This window comes from Verrucosispora sp. NA02020 (genome assembly GCF_013364215.1).
Classification (GTDB): Bacteria; Actinomycetota; Actinomycetes; order Mycobacteriales; family Micromonosporaceae; genus Micromonospora.
Window position 1 is genome coordinate 3,123,092 of sequence record NZ_CP054923.1, and the last position, 21,106, is coordinate 3,144,197.

Here is a 21,106-nt window from a genome sequence, read left to right on the forward strand (position 1 = left end):
TATTGTGGTCCTAGGGTTATATTATGAAACCTAGCAACCGAGAAGGTGGGAAGCAAGATGTCGTACGCCACTGAGACCAGCCCGGACGACGCGCCGACGCCCCGCGAGTCCGGCACACAGGCACTCGACCGCGCCCTCAGCGTGCTGCTCGCCTTCCGTGGCAACGACGCCGAACGCAAGGTCAGCGACGTCAGCCGCGAGCTCGGCCTACACAAGTCGACCGCCAGCCGGCTGTTCCGGGCGCTGGCCGACGCCGGTTTCCTGCACCGCAACGAGGACAACGGCAACTACCGGCTCGGGGTCACCGTCTTCGAACTCGGCGCGCGCTACCTCGCCGGCCTGGACCTGCACACCCTCGCCCGTCCCCTGGTGCACCGGCTGGCCGAGGAGGAGGGCGAGAGCGTCAACCTGTCGGTCCTGGAGGACCTCGACGCGATCTCCATCCACGTCGTGCAGGGCACCCGCAACCTGCAGCTCGTCTCCCGGCTGGGCCGGCGCATCCCGCTGTGGTGCAGCGCCGCCGGCAAGGCCCTGCTGATCGACCAGGACGACGCCGCGCTGCGCGCGACGCTGGCCGACGCACCCTTCACCGCGCTGACCGCGAACACGATCACCGACCTGGACACGTTCGTGTCCCGGATGGCGACCGTCCGCGAGCAGGGCTGGGCGCTCAACGACCAGGAGAGCGAGGAGGGACTGCGGGTCGTGGCCGCGCCGGTGCGCGACCGCCACGGCCGGGTCACCGGCGCGATCAGCGTCTCCGGCCCGATCTTCCGCCTCGACGAGGCCCGGGTGACGCAGCTGGCCGCGGCGGCCCGCCGCACCGCCGACGAGCTGTCCCGGCAACTCGGGTACGGCTTCGGCGACGTGTGGGGCGACTGACCCGGTCAAAACTTCTCCTGCACGACGTCGGGGCGGACCCGCACGTGGAGCAGGGCCGGTCCGGCCAACGGCAGCACCTCGTCGAAGGCCGCCCGGGCACCCGCCTCGTCGGTGACCGTCCACGCCGGCACCCCGAGCGCGCGGGCCACGGCGGCGAGGTCCCGCTCGGGGAAGCGGGCCAACTGCGGGTCGACCCCGCGCGGGGCGAGTTTGCGGACCTCCGCGCCGTACGCGGCGTCGTCGAGGAGCACCAGCAGCACCGGTGCGCCGACCCGGGCCAGGGTGTCCAGCTCACCGAGACCGGTGAGCAGGCTGCCGTCGCCCTCGAAGGCGACCACCGGCCGCTCAGGACGGCCCACGGCGGCGCCCACCGCGAACGGCAGTCCGACGCCGATGCTGCCGAACTCCCACGGCGCGAGGAAGGACCGGTCGGTGGCGGCCGAGTCCAGCAGCAGGTTGGGCCAACCGCCGAAGTGACCGACGCCCACCACCGTGGTCCGCTCGCGCGGCAGGCGTTCGGCGCAGATCCGGATGAACGCCCGGGGATCGATCCGGCCCGGCCGGGACTCGATGTCCAGGCCCGCGAACGGATCGGCGGCCGCCAGGTCGGCGGCCAGGTCCGTGCTGCGCCAACGCGGTCGGTGCACCGGTGTCAGCGCCGCCGACACCGCCTCCGCCGTCTCCCCCGCGTCGCCCAGCACCCCGGCCGACACCGGCCAGCGGGCGCCGATCGCGGCCGGGTCGACGTCCACCGCGACCAGCACCGCGTCCGGGAAGAGCGCACCGTGGTCGGCGGTCCACCGGTTGAGCCCGGCACCGAACGTGACCACCAGGTCCGCCCCGGCCAGGGTCCGCCGGGTCAGCGGCCGGGACAGCCCGCCGGCCACCCCGAGGTCGTACGGGTGCCCCCGGAACAGACCGGCGGCCATCAGCGTGGTGGCGAGCAGGGCTCCGCTGCGGTCGGCGAGGTCCCGGATCGCGGCCGCCGCCGGTTCGGCGCCCCGGCCGGCGAGCAGCACCGGGCGGTGCGCCGTGCGGAGCCGGTGGGCGAGCGCGTCGACGTCGGCGGGGTCCGGTGCGAGTGGTCGTGGCGCGCGGGGCACCATCGGCGCCGGGACCGGCGGGTGCTGCGGGACCTGCGCGTCGGCCAGGTCGATCGGCACGTTCAGCACCACCGGGCCGGTCAGCTCGCGGGCGGCCCGGAACGCCAGCCCGACGTCGCGCATCGCGGTGCCGGCGGTGTGCACCGGGACGAACGTGCCCGCCGTTGCCAGCGCGTACGGCTGCTGGTCGAAGTGCTGCACGTGCAGCGGGTCGCCGGGCGGAGTGTCGCCGGCGATCAGGACCAGCGGGGTGCGGGCCTGCCGCGCGATGGTCAGCGCCGCCCCGGCGACCGCCAGTCCCGGCCCCTGGGTGACGGTGGCGACGCCGCAGCGGCCGGTGGTGCGGGCGTACCCGTCGGCCATCATCACCGCGGCGTTCTCGTTGCGGGCCGCGACGAACCGGACGCCGTGCCGCTCGACCAGGTCGGCGACCAGATACATGTTGGCGTCGCCGAGCAGACCGAAGACGGTGTCGACGCCGTGCGCCACGACGGCGTCGGCGATAGCCTCGAACACCCTCACCGCGCGTCCCCGTCGAGGTAGCCGCCGGGCGGGCGCAACGCCACGCTCAGCGCGCCGAGGAAGGAGTCGTTGGCCGCCGCGTCGAAGCGGGGACCGGCCAGCCGGGCGGCACGTTTGGTCATCGTGCGGCCGACCACCGAGGTGGCCAGCAGCCGGTCGGTGATCGCGTCCACGGCGGCGGGCAGGTCGTCGGCGGCGACCACCCGGGTGACCAGGCGCAGGTCGAGCAGTTCAGCGGGTTCGACCCGCTCGCCGAGCAGCAGCCACCGCTTGGCCAGGTCGGCGCCGACGAGGTCGGCGAGGATCGCCATGCCGCTCCAGGTCAGCGGGATGCCGTAGGTCACCTCGGGGAAGGTGAAGAACGCGCTGTCCGCAGCCACCCGCAGGTCGCTGGCGAGCCCGATGACGGCGCCCGAGCCGATGGCCGGCCCGTTGAAGGCGGCGACCGTGGTCTGGTCCAGCCGGTACCAGCGTTCGACCAGGTCGGCGGTGCGCCGCTGGACGTGCATGGTGGTCTCGGGATCGAGGTCGGCCAGCTCACGCAGGTCGGTCCCGGCGCAGAACGCCGTGCCCTCGCCGGTGAGCACCACCACCTCGACGGTGCGGTCGCGTCCGAGTTCGTGCAGCACGTCCTCGAAGCGGCCGAGCATGTCGAGGTCGAAGCTGTTGCGCCGCCTCGGTCGGTGCAGGGTCACCCGGGCCAACCGGCCGGAGCGGTGCAGCAGGACGGACTGATCAGTGGTCATGGTGACTCCGAGGTTAGGAGGGCGCGGTCGACGAGCGCGGCGGCGTGGCCGACGTACGACAGCGGGTCGAGCAGCCCGGCCAGTTCCGGGCCGGGCAGGGCGGCGGCCACCTGCGGGTCGGCGCGCAGCACCTCGACGAACGGCCGGTTCTGCTCCAGGCTGTCGCGGACGATCCGCATCACCAGGTGGTGGGCCTGCTCCCGGCCGAGCGGTTCGGCGAGGCGGAGCATGATCGCCTCGGAGAGCACCAGCCCACCGGTGAGATCGAGGTTGGTGCGCATCCGGTCCGGATCGACGCCGAGGTCACCGAAGACCTCGACCAGCCGTTCCAGGGCACCGCCGATGAGGATGAAGCACTCCGGCAGCAGTTTCCACAGCGTCATGCCGACGCCCATGTCGCGGTCGTCCTGCGCCACCATGGTCTGCATCGCCAGCGGCACCTGGGCGCGCAGCGTGCCGGCCGCGGCGATCACCGCCTCGCAGCGGATCGGGTTGCGTTTGTGCGGCATGGTGCTGCTGCCGACCTGGGTGGCGCGCTGCGGTTCGTGGGCCTCGCCGACCTCGGTGCGGCCGAGGAAATAGATCTCGCGGGCCAGTTTCTCGGCGCTGGAGGCGACCAGTCCGAGGACCATCAGGCACTCGGCGAAGCGGTCCGAGGTGGCGTGCCACGGGGTGTCGGCGACGCCGAGGCCGAGTTCGTCGGCCACGGCCCGTTCCAGGGCGAACGCCTGCGGACCGTAGCCGGCCATCGTGCCGGCGGCGCCACCCATGCTGGTCACCAGCAGGCGTTCGCGCATCTGGACCAGGCGGGTACGGTGCCGTTGCAGTTCGCTCTGCCACACCGCGCAGCGCAGGCCGAACGTGGTCGGCAGCGCCTGCTGGCCGTGGGTGCGGGCGGCCATCGGGGTGGCCCGGTGTCGCAGGGCCAGCCGGCGCAGGATGCGGACCAGTTCGTCGACCTGGCGGGAGACGATGTCCAGGCCGGCCCGGGCGCGCAGCACGAACCCGGTGTCCATCACGTCCTGGGTGGTGGCGCCGAGGTGGACGTAGCGTCCGGCGTCGCCCTGGCAGGCGGCGGTCAGCGCCCGGACCAGCGGCACGAGCGGGTGCACGGTGTCGGCGGCGTCGGCGGCGAGCACCGCGGTGTCCAGCCGGTCGAGCCGGGCCGCGGCGGTGATCGCCTGGGCGGCGGCCGACGGGATGACGCCGAGGCCGGCCTGCGCACGGGCCAGGGCCGCTTCGACGTCGAGCCAGGACTGCATGAGCTGGCGGTCGTTGAAGACGCCACGCATCTCGGCGTTGCCGAAGAAGCTGGTGACGGTCAACGAGTCCAGGAAACACGAGCCGAGCTGCATCAGCGTTGCTCCTCACCGGTGAGCAGGCCGAGCGCGGCGCGCCGGTCGACCTTGCCGGACGGCAGTAACGGCAGGTCCGGCACGGTACGGATCAGCGTCGGCACCTTGTGTCGGGCCAGTCGGGCGGCGGCCGCCCCGGCGAGCCGGTCGGGGTCGGGCGTGGTGCCCGGGGCGGCGACGACGAGGGCGGCGACCTCTTCGCCCCAGCGCGGTGACGGCAGGCCGAGTACGCACACCTGCGCCACGGCCGCGTCGTCGAGCAGGGCCGCCTCCACCTCGGCCGGGCTGATGTTCTCGCCGCCTCGGATGATCAGTTCCTTGACCCGGCCGGTGAGGGTGAGGATCCGGTCGGTGTCGAGCGCGCCCAGGTCGCCGGTGCGCAGCCAGCCGTCGGTGGTGATCGCGGCCTGGGTGGCGGTCGGGTCGTCGACGTACCCGGCGGTCACCGACTCGCCACGGACCAGCAGCTCACCGGCGTGGCCGGGGGGCAGTTCGGTGCGGGTGCCGGGAGTGACGACGACGGCGTCCAGGTCCGCGACGATCCGTCCGACGGTGTCGCCGGGGCTGCCGCAGCTCGCGTCGCCGGGGTCGACGCTGATCGTCGGGCCGGCCTCGGTCTGCCCGTAGATCACGGCGATGCGGTCCAGGCCGAGTACCCGGCGGGTGCGGGCGAGCAGCGCCGGTGCGCAGGGCGCGCCGCCGAGGAAGCCGACCCGCAGCGACGACAGGTCGAAGCGGTCCGGTGCGGCCTCCACGGTGTCGGCGAGCATCGTGGCCATCGTCGGGACGGCCTGGAGCACGGTGCACCGGTGCCGGGCGATCTGGGTGAGCACCGGTTCGGTGCGGAATCGGCTCACCGACACCCACAGCGCCCCGGTGACCAGGGCTAGCACGGCGCCGCTGCTGAGCCCGGCCGCGTGGGCCAGGGGCAGCGGTGAGGCGATCCGGTCGGTGGCGCCGAGTCCGGCGGCGTCGGCGGTCCACCGCGCGTTGGCGATCAGGTTGCGGGCGCTGAGCGCGACCATCTTCGGCGGGCCGGTCGAGCCGGAGGTGAACTGGATGTTCAGGGTGGCGTCCGGGTGTCCGGCGGGAGCGGGCACTGTGCCGTCGCCGATCCCGGCCAGGTTGTCGCCGAGGACGTGCCAGCCGTACGGGCGGGCGGACCCGGGCAGTGCGGCGAGCGCCTGCGCGGCGGTGGCGGCGCCGTCGCGGTCGCGGAGGCGACGGGCGACGAAGAGTCGGCGGGGACGGCTGCGGGCCAGCGCCGTGGTCAGCTCCGGGGTGCTCAGCCCCGGATGCAGGGTCACCAGGGCGGCGCCCCGCCACGCCGCGGCGGCCAGCAGAACCAGCCAGTCGAGGCTGTTCTCGGCCCACACGGCGATCCGGTCGCCCCGGCCGACGTCGAGCGCGGCCAGGGTGGCCGCCCGCCGGCCGGCGAGGTCGGCGAACTCCCCCGCCGACACCGTCCGGTCCAGGTCGAAGGCGTACAGGGGGCGGTCCGGATGCTGGGCGGCGTGCTCCAGGACGGTGGCGTCGAGGGCGTGGATCACCGGATCACTCCTTGACGAGCAGCAGGTTTCCGTGGTCGTCGACGGTCGCGGTCCACCCGGCGCCGACCACGGTCGTGCTGCCGTTCTCCCGGATGACGGCCGGACCGGACACCGTGCGGCCGGGGGCCAGGTCGGTGCGGCGGTGGACGGTGGCGTCGACCCAGCCGTGTGCGCCGTAGACGCGGGTCGGCTCGGGCTGGGGGGTGGTGCCGGACGGGGGCGCGAACCGTACGTCGGGGCGAGGGCCGTAGGCGGTGAGTCGGCAGTTGACGATCTCGACCGGGTGGCCGGAGCGGGCGTAGGCGTACCGGTCGGCGTAGGCGGCGTGGAAGGCCGCGACCAGGTCCTCGACGGTGGCCGGGACGTCCTCGACGGGGACGGCGAGGTCGAAGGACTGGCCCCGGAACCGCATCCCCACCGACAGACCGAAGGTGACCTGGTCGGGTTCGACGCCGTCCTCGGCCTTGAGCTGGGCCCGTGCGGTGTCGCGCAGTTCGGCCACCACGGCACGTACGGCGTGCAGTCCGCTCTCGTCGGCCGCCACCAGCACGGTGCGGACGTAGTCGTGCCGGGCCTGGGCGGTGACGAAGCCGAGGGCGGAGAAGTTGCCCGGCACCGGTGGCACGAGGACCCGGCGGATGCCCAGGTCGTCGGCGAGCACGGTGGCGTGCATGGGGCCGGCGCCGCCGAAGGGCATCAGCACGAAGTCCCGGGGGTCGTGGCCGCAGGCGACCGAGATCTCCTTGATCGCGCTGGTCATCTTGGCGGTGGCGATGGTGAGGATGCCGTGTGCCAGTTCCAGGTCGTCGAGGCCGAACTCGGTGGCCAGGCGGTGCATGGCCGTGCGGGCGGCGGCGACGTCGAGGCGTACCTCGCCGCCGAGGCTCTCCTCGGCGGCGAGGTGGCCGACGAGCAGGTGGGCGTCGGTGGTCGTCGGCTCGGTGCCGCCCCGGCCGTAGGCGGCGGGGCCGGGGGTGGAGCCGGCGCTGCGGGGGCCGATGCGGAGTTCGCCGCCGAGGTCGCGCCAGGCGATCGAGCCGCCACCGGCACCGATGGTGTTGATCTCGACCTGGAAGGTGCGGTTCGGGTAGCCGGCGATCGTCCCGTCGTTGGTCATCAACGGGGTGCCGTTCTTGATCAGGCAGACGTCGGTGCTGGTGCCGCCGATGTCGCAGGTGATCACGTTCGGGTAGCCGGCCAGGCCGGCGACGTGGACGCTGGCGGCGACGCCGCCGGCCGGGCCGGACAGGGCCAGGTTGATCGGCAGCCGGCCGGCCTCCTCGGTGGACACCACACCGCCGCTGCTGGTCATGATCGACAGTGGGTGGGCGTAGCCGCCCTCGGCGAGGGTGTCGCCGAGTCCGCGCAGGTAGTCGGAGACGGTGGAGCGGACGCTGGCGTTGAGCACGGTGGTGGCGAAGCGCTCGTACTCGCCCTGTTCCGGCACCACGTCGGAGGAGATGGTGCAGACCAGGTCGGGATAGCGTTCGGCGAGACGGGCGGCGGCGGCCCGCTCGTGCGCCGGGTTGCGGTAGGAGTGCAGCAGGCAGACGGCCACGGCCTTCGGCCCGGCGGCGGCCACCCGGTCCAGCACGCTGTCGAGGGCGGCGGTGTCCAGCGGCCGCACGACGCTGCCGTCGGCGCCGATGCGCTCGGGCAGGACGTGCCGCAGTCGACGGGGGGTCAGCGGGGGGCGTCCCGCCTCCTTGACGCTGTAGAGCTGCGGTCGGTGCCCGAGCCCCATCTCCAGGACGTCGCGGAAGCCCTCGGTGGCGACCACGCTGACCGGCTCGCCGGAGCCTTCCAGCAGTGCGTTGGTGACCCGGGTGGTGCCGTGGACGAAGCGGTCGACCTCGTCGAGGCGTACGCCGAGCTTGGCCAGGCCCTCGAAGATGGCCGCGGCCGGGTCGTCGGGCGTGGACAGGGTCTTGGCCTCGGCGAGCCGGGCGGTGGCCGGCTCGTACACGATGACGTCGGTGAAGGTGCCACCGATGTCGACGCCGATGCACAGCATGGCGAGCCTTTCGATAGTGGTGGGCGCGCGGGGGTCGGCGGCCGGCAGCGGCGCGCCGTCGGAGGCGGGCGGGTCAGAAGGTGACGCCGTAGCGGCGCAGGGTCTTGCTGGTGACGGTCCGCAGGATCCAGTCGAAGAGGTAGCCGAGCAGGCCCAGGGTGATGATGCCGACGAAGACCCATTCGGTCTTGGCGTAGTTGCGGGCGGTCCAGATGAGCGATCCGAGGCCGCTCTGTGCCGCGACGATCTCGGCGGAGACGATCGTCAGGAAGGAGTTGCCCATGGCCAGCCGGGCGCCGGTCACGACGTGCGGCACGGTCGACGGCAGCACCACCGAGGCCAGGGTGCGTGCCGCGTTGGCGCCGAGCGCGCGGGCGGCGCGCAGGCGTAGTTCGTCGACGGACAGGACGCCGGCCAGCGTGTTGAGCGCGACGATGAAGACGGTGGTGTAGAAGATCAGCGCGATCTTCGACGCCTCTCCCGGCCCGAGCCAGATGATCGCCAGGGTGACGAAGGCGATCGGCGGGACGAACCGGAAGAACTGGATGTACGGGTCCAGCATCAGCCGCAGCCACGGTACGCAGCCCATCAGGAGCCCGACCGGTACGCCGATGACGACACCGAGCGCCCAGCCGGTGAGGATCCGGGTCGACGAGGCGCTGATCGAGCTGGCCAGCGTGCCGTCCTGGATGAGTTCGACCGCACCGCGCCAGGTGAGCAGCGGCGAGGGCAGGAAGAAGGCGGTGTAGTTGCGGCTGACCAGGTCCCAGATGACGACGCCGAGCAGCACCGACAGGGCCGACAGGCCGATCCGGGTCAGCCTGGGTCGGCTGGTGCGGCGGCGGGCCGGGCCGGTCGTGTCCCGGCTGGTCTTCTCCGGCACCGCGCGGAGGTCCACGCTCATCGTCGTGCCTTCCTGTCGGCGCCGTCGGTTGTCGGGCGCTGTCGACCGTCGTGTCCGTCGTCGAGGCCCTGGGCCTGCAGGGTGCGGGCCACCTCGGCGCCGATGTCCTCGCGGAGTTCGCGGAAGAGTGCGGCGCTGGCCGGGTCGGTCAGGTCGCGGGGCCGGGGCAGGTCGCACGGGTAGACGGTCTTGATGGCCGCCGAGGGTCCGGCGGTCATGGTGACGATCCGGTCGCCGAGCAGGATCGCCTCGCCGATGTCGTGCGTGACGAACACGATGGTGGCGCCGGTCTCACGCCAGATCCGGTCGAGTTCGACCTGCATGACCAGGCGGGTCTGGGCGTCCAGGGCGCCGAAGGGCTCGTCCATCAGCACGACCGACGGTTCGTTGGCCAGCACCCGGGCCAGTTGTGCGCGTTGGCGCATGCCGCCGGAGAGTTGGCCGGGGAACCGGTCGGCGCTGTGGCTGAGCCCGACCATCGCCAGGTAGCGGTCGACGTCGGCGGCCCGCTGGGCCTTGCCGACGCCGCGCATGCGCGGGCCGAACTCGACGTTCTGTCGGACCGTCAGCCACGGGAAGAGCGCTTCGGCGCTCTGGAAGACCACGCCCCGGGAGACGTCGGGGCCGGTGACCCGCGCGCCCGCGCAGGTCACCTCCCCACCGACGGGTGTGACGAAGCCGGCGATCGCGTTGAGCAGTGTCGACTTGCCGCAGCCGCTGGGGCCGAGCAGGCAGACGAACTCCCCTGCGGCGATGTCCAGGTTCGCCTGGCGGACCGCAACGAAGTCGCCGAACCGGATGTCGACGTCGCTCACGGACACCGGGGAGCCCGTACGGTTCACGCCACCCCCCTGATCATGACGGTCGCCGGGTCGGCCTTCTGGCTGACGATGTTGCTGTCCTGCTGGAACTGGGCGATCTCGTTGTAGCGCTGGATGTCCTCGTCGGTGAAGTCACGGACCTGGCACTGCACGCCTTCGAGGAGGGACTGGGCCTCGGCGGCGGGCACCTTGATCGCGGTCTCGGTGACGGTGCCGGCCTTGGCCGGGTCGGCGGTGAGCTGCTCGCAGGCCTGGGCGATGGTGTCGACGACCTTCTTGGCCGTCTCCTTGTTGCCCTCGTACCAGGCGCCGTCGACGCCGATCACGAGGTTGTAGACGTATCCGATCTCGCCGCTGGTCAGCAGCACGGTGCCGCCGTTGGCGACGCCCCGCGAGGGCCACGGCTCCCACATGATGTAGCCGTCGACGTCGCCGCGTTGCAGCAGCGCCGGCATCTCGGCGGGTGAGGCGTTGACGAACTCGACGGTGTCACGGGCGATGTTGCGGCTGTCGAGGACCTTGTTGGTGGCGTACTCGTTCACGGTGCCCGGCACGACGCCGTACTTCTTGATGCCGGCGACGTCGGTGATGCCGGAGCGGGCGACGAGCTTGATGAAGCTGGGCGACTGCGAGAAGACCGCGAGTCCCTTGATGTCGCCCCGGGTCGCGCGGTTGAGCAGGCTGGATTCGGTGCTGGCGGTGACCTGGCCCTGCTTGGCCAGGATCGCGTCGAGCCCGCCGGTCCCCTCCTGGTACTGGGTGACGGTCACGTCGAGCCCGGCCTGGTCGAAGAGGTTCTCCTGGTCGGCGAGGTAGATCGGCGAGTACGCCGGGTCGACGCCGACGCCGAAGTTGACGGCGGGGTTGGGGCCGCTGTCGCCGTCGGACTCGCCGGAGGACTGGTTCTCGGAACACGCCGCCATGGCGACGGTCATCAGCAGGGCGGCGGCCGCAGCCGTTACGCGCATTCTCATGGCTACCCCAGACTTCAGCGGCTCATATTGTGGTCTTGGTTTCTTAATATGGGACGCTACTGTGAGGCGCTCGACAACGTCAAGAGGCGCAAGTGAAAGCCTCTCACCACAGACAGTAGCCAGAGACCGCCGAACGCCCCGTCGCGCTCATCAGCACACGGAGGAGATAGCGACCATGAAGTACCTGAACAACCCACTTGATGCGACGAGTCCGAAATCTCGGACGGGCGAGCCGGACAAGACGACCGTCACGCAAAGTGTCGATAGCTCGGCCGTGGATCGGCTCATCTCCCGCAGCGGGCCCACGCCGACGACGATCGAGCGGACCTGGACCGTGACCGACACGCTCCTCTACGCCCTCGGTGTCGGCGCCGGAGCCGACGAACTCCGTTACACCACGGAGAACACCGCCGGGCACCCGCACGCCGTACTCCCGAGCTTCGCCACCCTGCTCGCCGCCGACCCGCCGTACCTCGGCGAACCGGCCGTCGTCCGGCACGCCGGGGAGACCCTGACCCTGCACCGACCGTTGCCACCCGCCGGCCGGGCCCGCATCACCGCCGCCGTCACCGGCGTCCACGACCAGACCAGCGGTGCTCTACTCCACCACCGATCCGAGATCCACGGCACCGACGGCGTCCACCTGGCCACCGTCGAGCGCAGCATGTTCGTCATCGGGGCGGGCGGCTTCGACGGCCCACGCGCACCACGCACCCACTGGCAGCGACCGGCGGAGCACCCCGACCACACCACTGCCCATCACACCCGCCCTGACCAGGCGCTGCTCTACCGCCTCAACGGCGACCGCAACCCACTGCACTCCGATCCGGCGGTAGCCGTCGCCGCCGGCCTACCCGGCCCCGTCCTGCACGGCCTGTGCACGTTCGGCTTCGCCACCCGGACCCTGCTGCGCACGATCGCCGACGACGCCCACGACCGGGTACGACGGCTCAGCGCCCGGTTCACCGCACCACTGTTCCCCGGCGACACCCTCACCGTGCTGGTGTGGCGCCGCCCGGGTGGCGCACTCTTCCAGGCCGTCGACGGCCGAGGCCGTCCGGTCCTCGACCAGGGCACGCTGGACCTGCACGGATGACCACGAGGCCACGTCCGCGCGCCTGAGTCCGCGCCACGGACGGGGAGCCCCTCCCGGCCGTGTCGAGCGGTAGCCTGGACGGGCAGCCACCTGTCGAGGTGGCGGCACGGCGGTGGGGCCCGCCGTACCCGAACCGTGCCGCACCCGGTCACCGACGGTCCCTACCTGATGATCCTCGCGCACGCCCGCACCGGGTGTGGAGACCGCCCAGGTAGGAGCCCGTGCACGTGCCGCGTGACGAACACCGCGACCCAGCCGCCCGCAGCCCGCTGCGCGAACCGGTCGATCCCGACATCGTCGTCCCACCGGGGCCACCCGGTCGGGTGCCGCGACAGATCGAGATCCTCGCCGCGATCGCGGCCGGCGGCGTCCTCGGCGCCTGTGCCCGCTACGGTGCCGTCGTGCTGTTCCCGACCGCGCCCGCGGCGTTCCCGTGGACGACGTTCTGGATCAACATCACCGGCTGCGCCCTGATGGGTGCGCTCCTGGTCCTGATCACCGAACGGCGCACCGCGCACCCACTGGTCCGGCCCTTCCTCGGCACGGGCGTCCTCGGCGGCTACACCACGTTCTCCACCTACGCCCTCGACGGCCAGCACCTGATCGGTGGCGGTCGGGCGGGCACGGCACTGTTCTACCTCGGCGGCACCCTCGTGGCGGCGCTGGCCGCCGGGTGGGGCGCGGCGACGCTCACCCGGCTGTTCCTCGCCACCCGCCCTACCCGGGACGGAGCCGCCGGATGAACTGGCTCATGGTCATCCTCGGCGCCCTCGTCGGCGCGCCCCTGCGCTACCTGATCGACCGCACCGTCCAGGCCCGGCTGGGCACCGCCTTCCCGTGGGGCACCTTCACCGTCAACCTGCTCGCCTGCGTCGCCCTCGGTCTCCTCGCCGGGTTCAGCACCGCGACCACCGTGCCGGCTGCCCTGCAGCACCTGATCGGGACCGGCCTGTGCGCGACGCTGAGCACCTACTCGACGTTCTCCGTCGAGACGATCCGCCTGACGGAGAACGGCGCGACGCTGCTGGCGGTCGCCAACGCCCTCGGTAGCGTCCTGGCCGGGCTGGCTGCTCTCTTCCTCAGCAGCCACCTCGCCATCGCGCTCCTCAGCTGAGTGCGACGGCCCGTGCACCGCTCGGAGGATGTCGCCACGATCGGGTCCGGTCGGCTGCTACTCCCGCCAGCCGGTCAGCTCGACCCCCTTGGCCAGGTCCACCCGGAAGCCCAACGCGATCTCGCCGCTCTCGCCCGGCGCGAGCGACAGCCGCCAGGTCACCTCACCCAACTCCGTCCGCTCGACCGGCGGCGGCACCACGGTCGTCTCGCGTACCACCACCGCCTCGTCACGCGAGACCGGGAGCTGGTCACGCACCTCGACGGTCGCCGGACGGGACGTGTGGTTGTCGACGGTGATGCGGTACTCCACCTCGCGCCGCCGGGTCGACCCGAGCGTGGCCTTGGCCTCGGCGCGTCGGTGCAGCTTCCGCTCCACCCGCATCCGGTCGTCCACCCCGAGCGCCACCTCGGTCTCCTCACCCGGCGCCCACATCGGCAGCCGGGTGGAGGCGACGAAGTCGGCATCGTGGAACACCGAGGCCGGGCCCGCGAGCAGCGCGTGCTCCGAGGTGTTACGGACCGTGGCCCGCAGGTGGGCCTCGGCGGCCCGGACCGGTGCGGTGACGTGGTCCAGCCGGGCCGGTAGCTCCAGCACGGCGATGACGGCCCGGTGGACGCTGCCGTCGGCGGGCACCGCCACCGGCCGGGCCGGCCGGTAGGTGGCCGCGCTGACCCCCTGCTCGACCTCGGCGACGCTCTCCCGCAGCTCCTGCGGGACCGGTGGCGCGGCCCGCGCCAGGCTGGCGGCCGGTGCCGCGCCGAACGCCGGCATCCCGGCCGCCATGACCGGCGGCGCCACGCGCGGCGGCGGCCGGAACCGGTCGAGATACCAGGGCGACAACTCGGGTACGCCGGTCGTCGCCGCCGGTCGGGCGGTGGAGAGGCGGAGGTCGCACTCCGGCCAGTCCTCTCCGGTGCTCTGGCTGACCATCCCGAACCAGGTGACGGTCATGGTCTCGTCGACCAGCCGCAGGTCGTAGGAGGGTTGCCACCGGGCACCCTCCACCAGGTAGGTCAACTCCAGCTCGACGTCGGTGTCGTCGGCCTCGACCGCCACGATCACCTCGGCGGCCAGCCGATCCGGCTGTCGCTTCCCCTGCGCGGCGTCGAGATCCCGCCCGACCGCGGCCAGTTCCTCCCTCAGCTCGGTCCGTCGACGGGTCAGCCCACGCCGACGGGCACGCGAGTCGGCGAGCTGAGCGACCACCGAATCGGTGAAGGCGGCGACGTCGCCGGGCGCGGCGTCGCCGGCGGCCAGCGCGCGGGCGTACGTGCCACCGGCCCGCTCGGCCAACCGGGTGAGGAACTCCCCGCGCTGCTCCTCGACGGCGTCCGCGTCGTCGAGCTCGGCCAGCTCGTCGGTCACCTCGCGACGACGCTGCTCCAGGGCGACGACCTGCGCGTCGGTGCTGCGGGCCTGCCGCCACGTGCTCACGTCCACGCCGAGCACGGTGGCGGCACCCCGACCGCCGACCCGGACCGAGTCCCGCCGCAGGCCGAGCGGCAGCGGCGCGACGCGTACGCGGTGCTGACCGGCCGCCAACCGGAGACCGCCGCGTCGGGTGACCCGGGCACGGTCGGGATAGACGGTGACGCCGACGACGGGGGCATCGATCTCCGCAGTGTCCACGGCGGCGAGGGTAGTCGACAGCTACGACCGTTCCCTCCGGCACTGGTGGCCCGTGTCGGGGCGATGACGAGCGGCCACCGAAACACTTCCGCCACTTTTCCGAAACTACCGGTTGAAAACCCTGGAACATTCTGCCAGCCTGATAGGCATCGATCGATGAGATCGCTAACATTGATCTTCCTGCCCCTGGAGGTGTCCCACACCGTCACCAGGCCCGAGCAACCGGGTGACACGTCCACATCCGAGTCCACCGCCCGCGACCACGTCCCGGCGGGCGACGGGCTCGACCACCGCCACCCTTCACCTGCCGGCCAGCCGGCCAGAGACGACTCACCTCCGCGCGGATGCCGGGCGTGAGCCCTGGTCCGGTCGGCGGACACCGCATTGCGGGTCGCCACCTGAGCGCACCCGATCAGTGACAGATACGTCCCATCCCATCAGTGGAGGATCAGCATGATCTCCCGGACCCGTCCCTCCAGGCGTCGACTCAGAGCGCTCTACGTTCCCGGAGCCGCCGCGCTGGTCGCCGTCTTCGTCGCATCACTGCTGCCCACACTCGCCCACGCCGCCGAGACCACCCTCGCGGCGGCGGCGAACCAGTCCGGCCGGTACTTCGGTGCGGCGGTGGCGGCGAACAAGCTCAACGACGGCGCGTACACGACGATCCTGAACCGCGAGTTCAACAGCGTCACGCCCGAGAACGAGATGAAGATCGACGCGACCGAGCCGCAGCAGGGCAACTTCACGTTCACCAACGCGGACCGGATCGTCAACCACGCTCTCAATCGGGGCTGGAAGGTGCGTGGCCACACGCTGGCCTGGCACTCGCAGCAGCCGGGCTGGATGCAGAACATGTCCGGCACCCAGTTGCGTAACGCCATGCTCAACCACGTCACGCGCGTCGCGACCTACTACCGGGGCAAGATCCATTCCTGGGACGTGGTGAACGAGGCGTTCGCCGACGGTGACAGTGGCGCCCGGCGCGACTCGAACCTGCAGCGCACCGGTAACGACTGGATCGAGGCGGCGTTCCGGGCCGCCCGGGCGGCGGACCCGGGCGCGAAGCTCTGCTACAACGACTACAACACCGACAACTGGAACTGGGCCAAGACCCAGGCCGTCTACCGGATGGTCCAGGACTTCAAGAACCGGGGCGTACCGATCGACTGCGTCGGGTCAATGCCGCTCAGTTAGGGCGGTGTGGTGGATGTCAAGCGGGGTGTAGACGTGGACGGCGGGGTCTCGGTATAGAGGTTTGTCACTCCAAGACAGCCTCTGGACCGGGAGCCCCGCCGTTGGAACAGTCTGCCATCACGTCCACGATCAGGGTGGCTGCGGGGCGGTTCGCGCCGGGCCATCTGGGTGAGTTGACGCAGCAGGTGCCGTTCGAGATGGTCGATGCCGTTCTGGCTGAGGCCGGTGGTGTGCAGTCGCGGGTGCGGGATCTGCCGTCGCGGGTGGTGGTGTATCTGCTGCTCGCGGCGGGGCTGTTCGCTGAGGTCGGTTACCGGCAGGTGTGGGCTCGGTTGGTCGCTGGGCTGGACGGGTTGACGGTGGCGCTGCCGACGTCTTCGGCGTTGTCGCAGGCTCGCCGTCGGGTCGGGGACAAGCCGCTGGTGGCGTTGTTCCGGTTGCTGTCGGGTCCGCCGGCGGGGGCCGCCCGGTGGCGGGGTCTGCTGGTGTGCGCGATCGACGGCACCAGCATGTTCGTGCCCGATACGGCGGCTAACCTGACGGTCTATCCGCGTCAGGCGGGCAGCCACGGTGGGTCGGGGTATCCGATGCTGCGGCTGGTCGCCGTCGTGGCGTGCGGCACCCGCGCTGTCATCGACGCGGTGTTCACCCCCATCAGCACTGGCGAACTCACGTGTGCGGGGCGTCTGTTGGGCTGCCTGCGCCCAGGCATGCTGCTGCTGGCCGACCGTGGGTTCGCCGCCCGTCAGATGATCGAACAGTTCGCCAGCACCGGCGCTGACCTGCTCATCCGCGACAAGGACGACCGGCGGCTGCCCGTCATCCGCCGCCATCGCGACGGGTCCTGGCTGTCTGTCATCGGCACGATGACGGTCCGGGTCGTTGACGCCGAGATCGTCGTGAGCATGAACGGTAAACGCCACGTCGGCCGGTACCGGCTGATCACCACCCTCACCGACCAGCGCCGCTTCCCGGCCATGGACCTGGTCACCCTCTACCACCACCGCTGGGAGATCGAGACGACATATCTGGAGTTGAAGTCCACCCTGCGGGGCGGACGGGTCCTACGAGCCCGAACCCCGAACGGGATCAGTCAAGAGGTCCACGCCCTGCTCACCACCTACCAAGCGGTCCGGCTGGCAATGGCTGACGCCACCGCCAGCCGGCCCACGACCAACCCCGACCGGGCCAGCTTCACCATCGCCGTCCACGCCGCCCGAGACCAGATCACCCAAGCCGCTGGTGTCATCGCCGGCACCGTCATCGACCTCGTCGGCACCATCGGCCGCGCAATCCTGGCCGACCTGCTACCCCCACGCCGCACCCGAATCAGCCCCCGCGTGGTCAAACGCGCGATCTCCAAACACCGCGCCAAAGGCACCATCGACCGCACCAACTACCACGCCACCATCAACATCAACATCCTCGAAACAGCAGCATTGACAACCCGCCCACCGCCCTAACTGAGCGGCATTGCTGCTAACGCCTCGTGTATAGCAGGGGTCCCTTCCTAACGTCCGGGTCAGTGGGTGAGTCGGAGCCGGGCGAGGACTTCGGCGACTTCCTGGGTCTCGTCGTGCTGAGGGGCGTAGACGACGCAGAGGTCATCGTGCAGCGGCCGCAGTTCGTCGACTGCCTCGGCCGCCTCACCTTCGGAGAGCAACACCATGCTGATGTTGCGGCGTAGTTCGAGAGCGGTGGGGGAGGCGGCGCGTACGTGGGTCAGTACCTGCCGGAACTGGCGCAGCGCGGTGGTGGCCTGGCCGAGTTCGGCCCGGAGTGGGCTGCCCGGCGGCGGCGCCGCCATTGTGCGGGTTCAGCCTTCTCCGCTGGTAGCGCGGCCGTGTCGGACGAGGTAGCGGGCGGCGAGTGCCACACCGCCGCCGAGGACGGCACCAAGCGCCAGGTCTACTGCGCGGCTCTGGGGCCTTCCGCTCTGCGACTCATGCGGGTCAGGACCTACCGCGCGATCGTTCGACGATGATCGGCCGTCCGTCGCATCGGCTGGCGGACCCGCAGTGACGGCCGCCTGGTAGCTCCGGTCCACGATCAGGGTGAAACGCCGCGCTCGTCGGGACGTCTCCGCCTTCATGCGTGGGCCCCTCGCCTCTGCCCAGAAACGCCGTCCGGCCATGCCTTTGAAGAACTGATCAGCGAGGACCTCCAGGTGGTCTTCGCTCAGCAGATCAACTTCCCACATGAGTTGCCAGTGCGACACGATCAGGTTGGTGTAGACGTGTTTGCGGAACCACTCCAGGTCCGTTGACTGCTCGATCGGTCCCCAGCACTCCAACAGCCCCGGATCATCGATAGCCATCTTGAGCAGGTCGGTGTGCAGCGCGCGAAGTGCCTGCTCGCGAGCTGCTTTGGCCTCCCTCGCTTGAATGATCAGGGAGATGGCGACCCCCATGAGCGCGAGACCGGCGAGGATCGCCGAGGCTGCTCCATAAGCCTCACCGACGTTGCCGAGCAACGACCAGTCGTAACCGGGTCTCTCGCCGATCCAGAGCAGCCCGGCGGGAGACAGCAGCACCGCAGCAAGGATCGCCAGCACTGCGAGGAGGAGTACGGTCGGCGTCATCGATCGGCGAGCCAAATCGGTGACCATCCGTGACCGGGACACACCGCCTCCACGCTCGAACGTGGAGGCGAGGCTACTACAGGTGGGCGTCGGGTGGTGTCAGCCCGTCGACCTCACGGTCGAAGAACGAGTCGAACGGCTCCGCCCGGGCGAGCATTACCCGTACCTGCGATCGGCAGCCCTCGACAACCTGCGGTTCTGTGAACTTCTCCGCGCCGATCGGAGTTCCGTCGGCGTCGTAGCGGACGTCGTACACGGCCCTGTCGCCAGCCACCATCAGCTCCGGCACCACGCCGTGCTCCTGCTCGTACTCCCAGACCTTGTCGGCGGTGAGCACCCGAATGAGCTCACCAGCCTCGGCGCGGAAACGGAGGAAATTCAATTCCCAGATCAGGTACGGCGTGAGCGGTAGCTCCACGATCCGCAGACGGTGAAGCCCGGATTCTCGCTCGGCGAGCAGAGCGAAGAACTGCGCCAGATCCGGGTTGGGCTGCGCTGCGATCAGCAACGCCTCGTCCCACCTGCCCGCGTCGAACGCCTCCCAGCTCGGGCTGCCAGGCTCCCGGAACGTCTGCATCCGCTCGGTCTTCAGGATCGGCTCGTCAATGGACTCCACCGTGGCGTAGAAGTCCGCCTCATAGGCCGACAGACTCAGCCGTTCCCCGGACGTCATCCGGAGCAGGTCACGCATCCGGGATGTCCGGCTTCGCAGCGAGGATCATGCTGCGCGGGATGACGACCAGACGCTCGTCGCTGCCGACGCTGACGCTGTCCGGAAGCCGGCTGGCGTAGGCATCGGTCAGGTCGCGGCCGATGACCGCCACGTCACCATTCGAGAGCTCCCAGATGTCAGGGCAGGTCGTCGTGCCGCCACTCTCGCCCAGCTCACCAGCCGAGCGGCCAAGTCGTCGCGTGAACGTCGCCGTCGGGTCCGCATTCCATCGTGGCTCCACGCCCATCTCCCACAGTCACGGAACGGGCGTTCAGAATAGCCAGGGTTGGGCCGCGAATCGCGCCAGTGAGTCTCCGTTTCGCACGACCCGAAGTCAATCTTCGTCCCACTCAAGCGGGCACTAACTGACGACGGGCGGCGCTGCCCAGGATTCGGGGGAAGGCGCGGATCAGCTCGCCGAGCGGTACTTCGTGCACCATGCCTCAAGGCCGTCCGGGCGAGGTCGAGACTCGTGGGTCGCGTGGTCAGGGCTGGCGGATCAGGCCGATCACGGCGGCCAGTCGCGCGACGTCGGCCGGTGCGGGCCCGCGGTGGATGATCTCGGCGAGGAGGGTACGCGCGACGGGGCGGCTGCGGACCTCGGCGGGCGCGATGCTGTCGGCGTCGAGCAGTACGTGTCCGGCTCGGCCGGGATCGCCGACGTCGAGGTAGGCGCGGGCGGCGTCGACCAGGTGGGCGGCGCGATGCTCGGGGGGCAGTCGTGGCCAGTCGTCGCTGGCGAGGGCGCGTTCGTGTCGCCGGACGGCTTCGACGGTGTCGCCGAGGCGGTGGGCGGCGAGGGAGCGGGCCACCTGGACGGCGACCGGCCCGAAGCCGGTGTGATACCCGTCGGTGTGGTCGAGGGGTCCTTCAGCGAGAACGGCGGCGTGGTCGAGCAGGTCGTGGGCGTTGCGACGGTCGCCGTCACCGGCGGCGGCGAGCCCGGCCTGGAGGAACAGGGTGCCGCGTACGGCGTCGTCGTCGGTGGTGTCCGCCGCCGTGAGCGCGGCGGTGAGCGCGAGTCGGTGGTGGCCGAGGGCGCGTAGCGCCTGGGCGACGCCGATGGTGGCGCTGGCGGCGAGGGCGGGGTCACCGGCGGCGGTGGCGACGGCCCGGTCGGCGGCGAGCCAGGCGAGGTCGGCGTGATCGAGTTTGACCAGTACGGCGGCGGTGATCCGGTAGGTCGACGCCAGCAGACTCCGAAGGCCGTGGGTCGCGTCGAGCAGGTCGGGCAGCGTTCCCACAAGTTGCGGATACCGGCCGTGCTGGTAGCTCATCCAGGCGTGCGCGACCTGCCGACCGGCCTGCTGCGCCGTGACCGTGCGCTCCGGCTGGTGCTGGTAGCAGGCCAGAGCAGCCCGGATCGCGTCGACACCGTCCAGGCCCGGTGTCGTGGGTGGCGGCCGGCGGGGACCGAGGAGCATCTCCGGATCGAGGCGCAGCGCGTCGGCGATCTCCTGGATCACCGAGTACCGGTCGAGCTGACGTACGCCGCGTTCGACCTTGTCGACCCAACTCTTCGACTTGCCGAGCCGATCCGCGAACGCCTGCTGGGTCATGCCCCGGTGCGCCCGCAGCTCGGCCACCCGCCGCCCGAGAGGTACGGAGTTGTGGTCCCGCCGACGACTCATCTGTTGCCACCGAGCGGGGGCATGGCGTCGGTCGACTCCCCGCAGCGCGGACACCACCGCGACTTCACCCGAAACGCGAACAGCCCGAGCAGGAACCCTGGTACCAGCCCGCCGAGAATGACCGATATAGCTATGTGAACCACGGTTCCCCTTGCATATTGACTGCGCTGGGAGCAGGCAAGGTGCCGAGCCGCTACCCCTCAACCTGACGGCGAGTGCCGCCATATGCGAAAGGTTGCCGGTGCGTCACGGACGGTTGCACCGCCAGCGTGAGA

General features: G+C 71.3%; 19 protein-coding genes and 1 pseudogene. 6 read left to right on the forward strand and 14 right to left on the reverse strand.

Going from position 1 to position 21,106, the window contains the following annotated elements:
- Positions 1–57: 57 nt before the first annotated feature.
- Entirely contained in the window at positions 58–882 is an 825-nt protein-coding gene (locus HUT12_RS13610) for an IclR family transcriptional regulator (protein WP_254876815.1), read from the forward strand.
- 5 nt (positions 883–887) lie between these two features.
- Here the strand turns inward: HUT12_RS13610 and HUT12_RS13615 are convergent, their stop codons facing one another.
- From HUT12_RS13615 to HUT12_RS13650, 8 genes are all read right to left on the reverse strand, one after another.
- Complete coding sequence (locus HUT12_RS13615) at positions 888–2,507, reverse strand: thiamine pyrophosphate-binding protein (RefSeq protein WP_176093612.1); 1,620 nt, start codon at positions 2,505–2,507, stop codon at positions 888–890.
- Positions 2,504–3,253, reverse strand: coding sequence for an enoyl-CoA hydratase/isomerase family protein (locus HUT12_RS13620; RefSeq protein WP_131054371.1), 750 nt, complete (start codon positions 3,251–3,253; stop codon positions 2,504–2,506). Before HUT12_RS13620 ends, HUT12_RS13615 begins: the two co-directional genes overlap by 4 nt.
- A complete protein-coding gene (gene purB, locus HUT12_RS13625) occupies positions 3,250–4,608 on the reverse strand; it encodes an adenylosuccinate lyase (protein WP_176093613.1) in 1,359 nt (452 codons plus the stop codon). Before purB ends, HUT12_RS13620 begins: the two co-directional genes overlap by 4 nt.
- Positions 4,608–6,158 (reverse strand): class I adenylate-forming enzyme family protein, encoded by a 1,551-nt coding sequence (locus HUT12_RS13630; RefSeq protein ID WP_176093614.1) that lies wholly within the window; start codon positions 6,156–6,158, stop codon positions 4,608–4,610. Before HUT12_RS13630 ends, purB begins: the two co-directional genes overlap by 1 nt.
- Before the next feature lie 4 nt (positions 6,159–6,162).
- A complete protein-coding gene (locus HUT12_RS13635; RefSeq protein WP_176093615.1) occupies positions 6,163–8,172 on the reverse strand; it encodes a hydantoinase/oxoprolinase family protein in 2,010 nt (669 codons plus the stop codon).
- Between the two features lie 73 nt (positions 8,173–8,245).
- Positions 8,246–9,076, reverse strand: a complete 831-nt coding sequence (locus HUT12_RS13640; RefSeq protein ID WP_176093616.1) for an ABC transporter permease — start codon at positions 9,074–9,076, stop codon at positions 8,246–8,248.
- Complete coding sequence (locus tag HUT12_RS13645) at positions 9,073–9,897, reverse strand: ABC transporter ATP-binding protein (RefSeq protein ID WP_236145888.1); 825 nt, start codon at positions 9,895–9,897, stop codon at positions 9,073–9,075. Before HUT12_RS13645 ends, HUT12_RS13640 begins: the two co-directional genes overlap by 4 nt.
- Positions 9,898–9,914: 17 nt before the next feature.
- Positions 9,915–10,871 carry an ABC transporter substrate-binding protein gene (locus tag HUT12_RS13650; RefSeq protein WP_176093617.1) on the reverse strand — a complete coding sequence of 319 codons (957 nt, stop codon included), beginning with the start codon at positions 10,869–10,871 and terminating at the stop codon, positions 9,915–9,917.
- A 334-nt stretch (positions 10,872–11,205) separates the two neighbouring features.
- Between HUT12_RS13650 and HUT12_RS13655 the strand changes: the two genes are divergently transcribed.
- The 3 genes from HUT12_RS13655 (at position 11,206) to crcB (ending at position 13,081) form a co-directional block, all read left to right on the forward strand.
- A complete protein-coding gene (locus HUT12_RS13655; RefSeq protein ID WP_254876816.1) occupies positions 11,206–11,967 on the forward strand; it encodes a MaoC/PaaZ C-terminal domain-containing protein in 762 nt (253 codons plus the stop codon).
- A 227-nt stretch (positions 11,968–12,194) separates the two neighbouring features.
- On the forward strand, positions 12,195–12,710 hold the full coding sequence (locus HUT12_RS13660) for a CrcB family protein (protein WP_176093619.1): 516 nt from the start codon (positions 12,195–12,197) through the stop codon (positions 12,708–12,710).
- Complete coding sequence (gene crcB, locus HUT12_RS13665; protein WP_176093620.1) at positions 12,707–13,081, forward strand: fluoride efflux transporter CrcB; 375 nt, start codon at positions 12,707–12,709, stop codon at positions 13,079–13,081. Before HUT12_RS13660 ends, crcB begins: the two co-directional genes overlap by 4 nt.
- 57 nt (positions 13,082–13,138) lie before the next feature.
- Here crcB and HUT12_RS13670 read toward each other — a convergent pair whose 3' ends face one another.
- Positions 13,139–14,713 (reverse strand): DUF4139 domain-containing protein, encoded by a 1,575-nt coding sequence (locus HUT12_RS13670; RefSeq protein WP_176093621.1) that lies wholly within the window; start codon positions 14,711–14,713, stop codon positions 13,139–13,141.
- 453 nt (positions 14,714–15,166) lie between these two features.
- Between HUT12_RS13670 and HUT12_RS13675 the strand changes: the two are divergent.
- Both HUT12_RS13675 and HUT12_RS13680 read left to right on the forward strand, forming a co-directional pair.
- Positions 15,167–15,889: pseudogene (locus HUT12_RS13675) on the forward strand (endo-1,4-beta-xylanase); the annotation flags it as partial.
- Between the two features lie 119 nt (positions 15,890–16,008).
- The gene (locus tag HUT12_RS13680; protein WP_176092250.1) at positions 16,009–17,370 is read left to right on the forward strand and encodes an IS4 family transposase; all 1,362 of its coding nucleotides are present in this window, start codon (positions 16,009–16,011) and stop codon (positions 17,368–17,370) included.
- Between the two features lie 59 nt (positions 17,371–17,429).
- Here the strand turns inward: HUT12_RS13680 and HUT12_RS13685 are convergent, their stop codons facing one another.
- The 5 genes from HUT12_RS13685 to HUT12_RS13705 all read right to left on the reverse strand — a co-directional run bounded on the left by HUT12_RS13685 (position 17,430) and on the right by HUT12_RS13705 (position 20,831).
- Positions 17,430–17,714 (reverse strand): hypothetical protein, encoded by a 285-nt coding sequence (locus tag HUT12_RS13685; RefSeq protein WP_176093622.1) that lies wholly within the window; start codon positions 17,712–17,714, stop codon positions 17,430–17,432.
- A gap of 9 nt (positions 17,715–17,723) precedes the next feature.
- Positions 17,724–18,515, reverse strand: coding sequence for a DUF6082 family protein (locus HUT12_RS13690; protein WP_176093623.1), 792 nt, complete (start codon positions 18,513–18,515; stop codon positions 17,724–17,726).
- A 49-nt stretch (positions 18,516–18,564) separates the two neighbouring features.
- On the reverse strand, positions 18,565–19,179 hold the full coding sequence (locus tag HUT12_RS13695; RefSeq protein ID WP_176093624.1) for a DUF6879 family protein: 615 nt from the start codon (positions 19,177–19,179) through the stop codon (positions 18,565–18,567).
- On the reverse strand, positions 19,172–19,441 hold the full coding sequence (locus tag HUT12_RS13700; RefSeq protein WP_176093625.1) for a hypothetical protein: 270 nt from the start codon (positions 19,439–19,441) through the stop codon (positions 19,172–19,174). The genes HUT12_RS13695 and HUT12_RS13700 overlap by 8 nt, the downstream gene beginning before the upstream one ends.
- A gap of 244 nt (positions 19,442–19,685) precedes the next feature.
- Positions 19,686–20,831, reverse strand: a complete 1,146-nt coding sequence (locus HUT12_RS13705; RefSeq protein WP_176093626.1) for a helix-turn-helix domain-containing protein — start codon at positions 20,829–20,831, stop codon at positions 19,686–19,688.
- Positions 20,832–21,106: the final 275 nt, after the last annotated feature.

Coding starts and splice junctions, on each gene's coding strand:
- HUT12_RS13685 (WP_176093622.1), bottom strand. CDS start 17,714: ATGGCGGCGCCGCCGCCGGGCAGCCCACTCCGGGCCGAACTCGGCCAG.
- HUT12_RS13640 (WP_176093616.1), bottom strand. CDS start 9,076: ATGAGCGTGGACCTCCGCGCGGTGCCGGAGAAGACCAGCCGGGACACG.
- HUT12_RS13690 (WP_176093623.1), bottom strand. CDS start 18,515: ATGGTCACCGATTTGGCTCGCCGATCGATGACGCCGACCGTACTCCTC.
- HUT12_RS13650 (WP_176093617.1), bottom strand. CDS start 10,871: ATGAGAATGCGCGTAACGGCTGCGGCCGCCGCCCTGCTGATGACCGTC.
- HUT12_RS13695 (WP_176093624.1), bottom strand. CDS start 19,179: ATGCGTGACCTGCTCCGGATGACGTCCGGGGAACGGCTGAGTCTGTCG.
- crcB (WP_176093620.1), top strand. CDS start 12,707: ATGAACTGGCTCATGGTCATCCTCGGCGCCCTCGTCGGCGCGCCCCTG.
- HUT12_RS13635 (WP_176093615.1), bottom strand. CDS start 8,172: ATGCTGTGCATCGGCGTCGACATCGGTGGCACCTTCACCGACGTCATC.
- HUT12_RS13610 (WP_254876815.1), top strand. CDS start 58: ATGTCGTACGCCACTGAGACCAGCCCGGACGACGCGCCGACGCCCCGC.
- purB (WP_176093613.1), bottom strand. CDS start 4,608: ATGCAGCTCGGCTCGTGTTTCCTGGACTCGTTGACCGTCACCAGCTTC.
- HUT12_RS13620 (WP_131054371.1), bottom strand. CDS start 3,253: ATGACCACTGATCAGTCCGTCCTGCTGCACCGCTCCGGCCGGTTGGCC.
- HUT12_RS13705 (WP_176093626.1), bottom strand. CDS start 20,831: ATGAGTCGTCGGCGGGACCACAACTCCGTACCTCTCGGGCGGCGGGTG.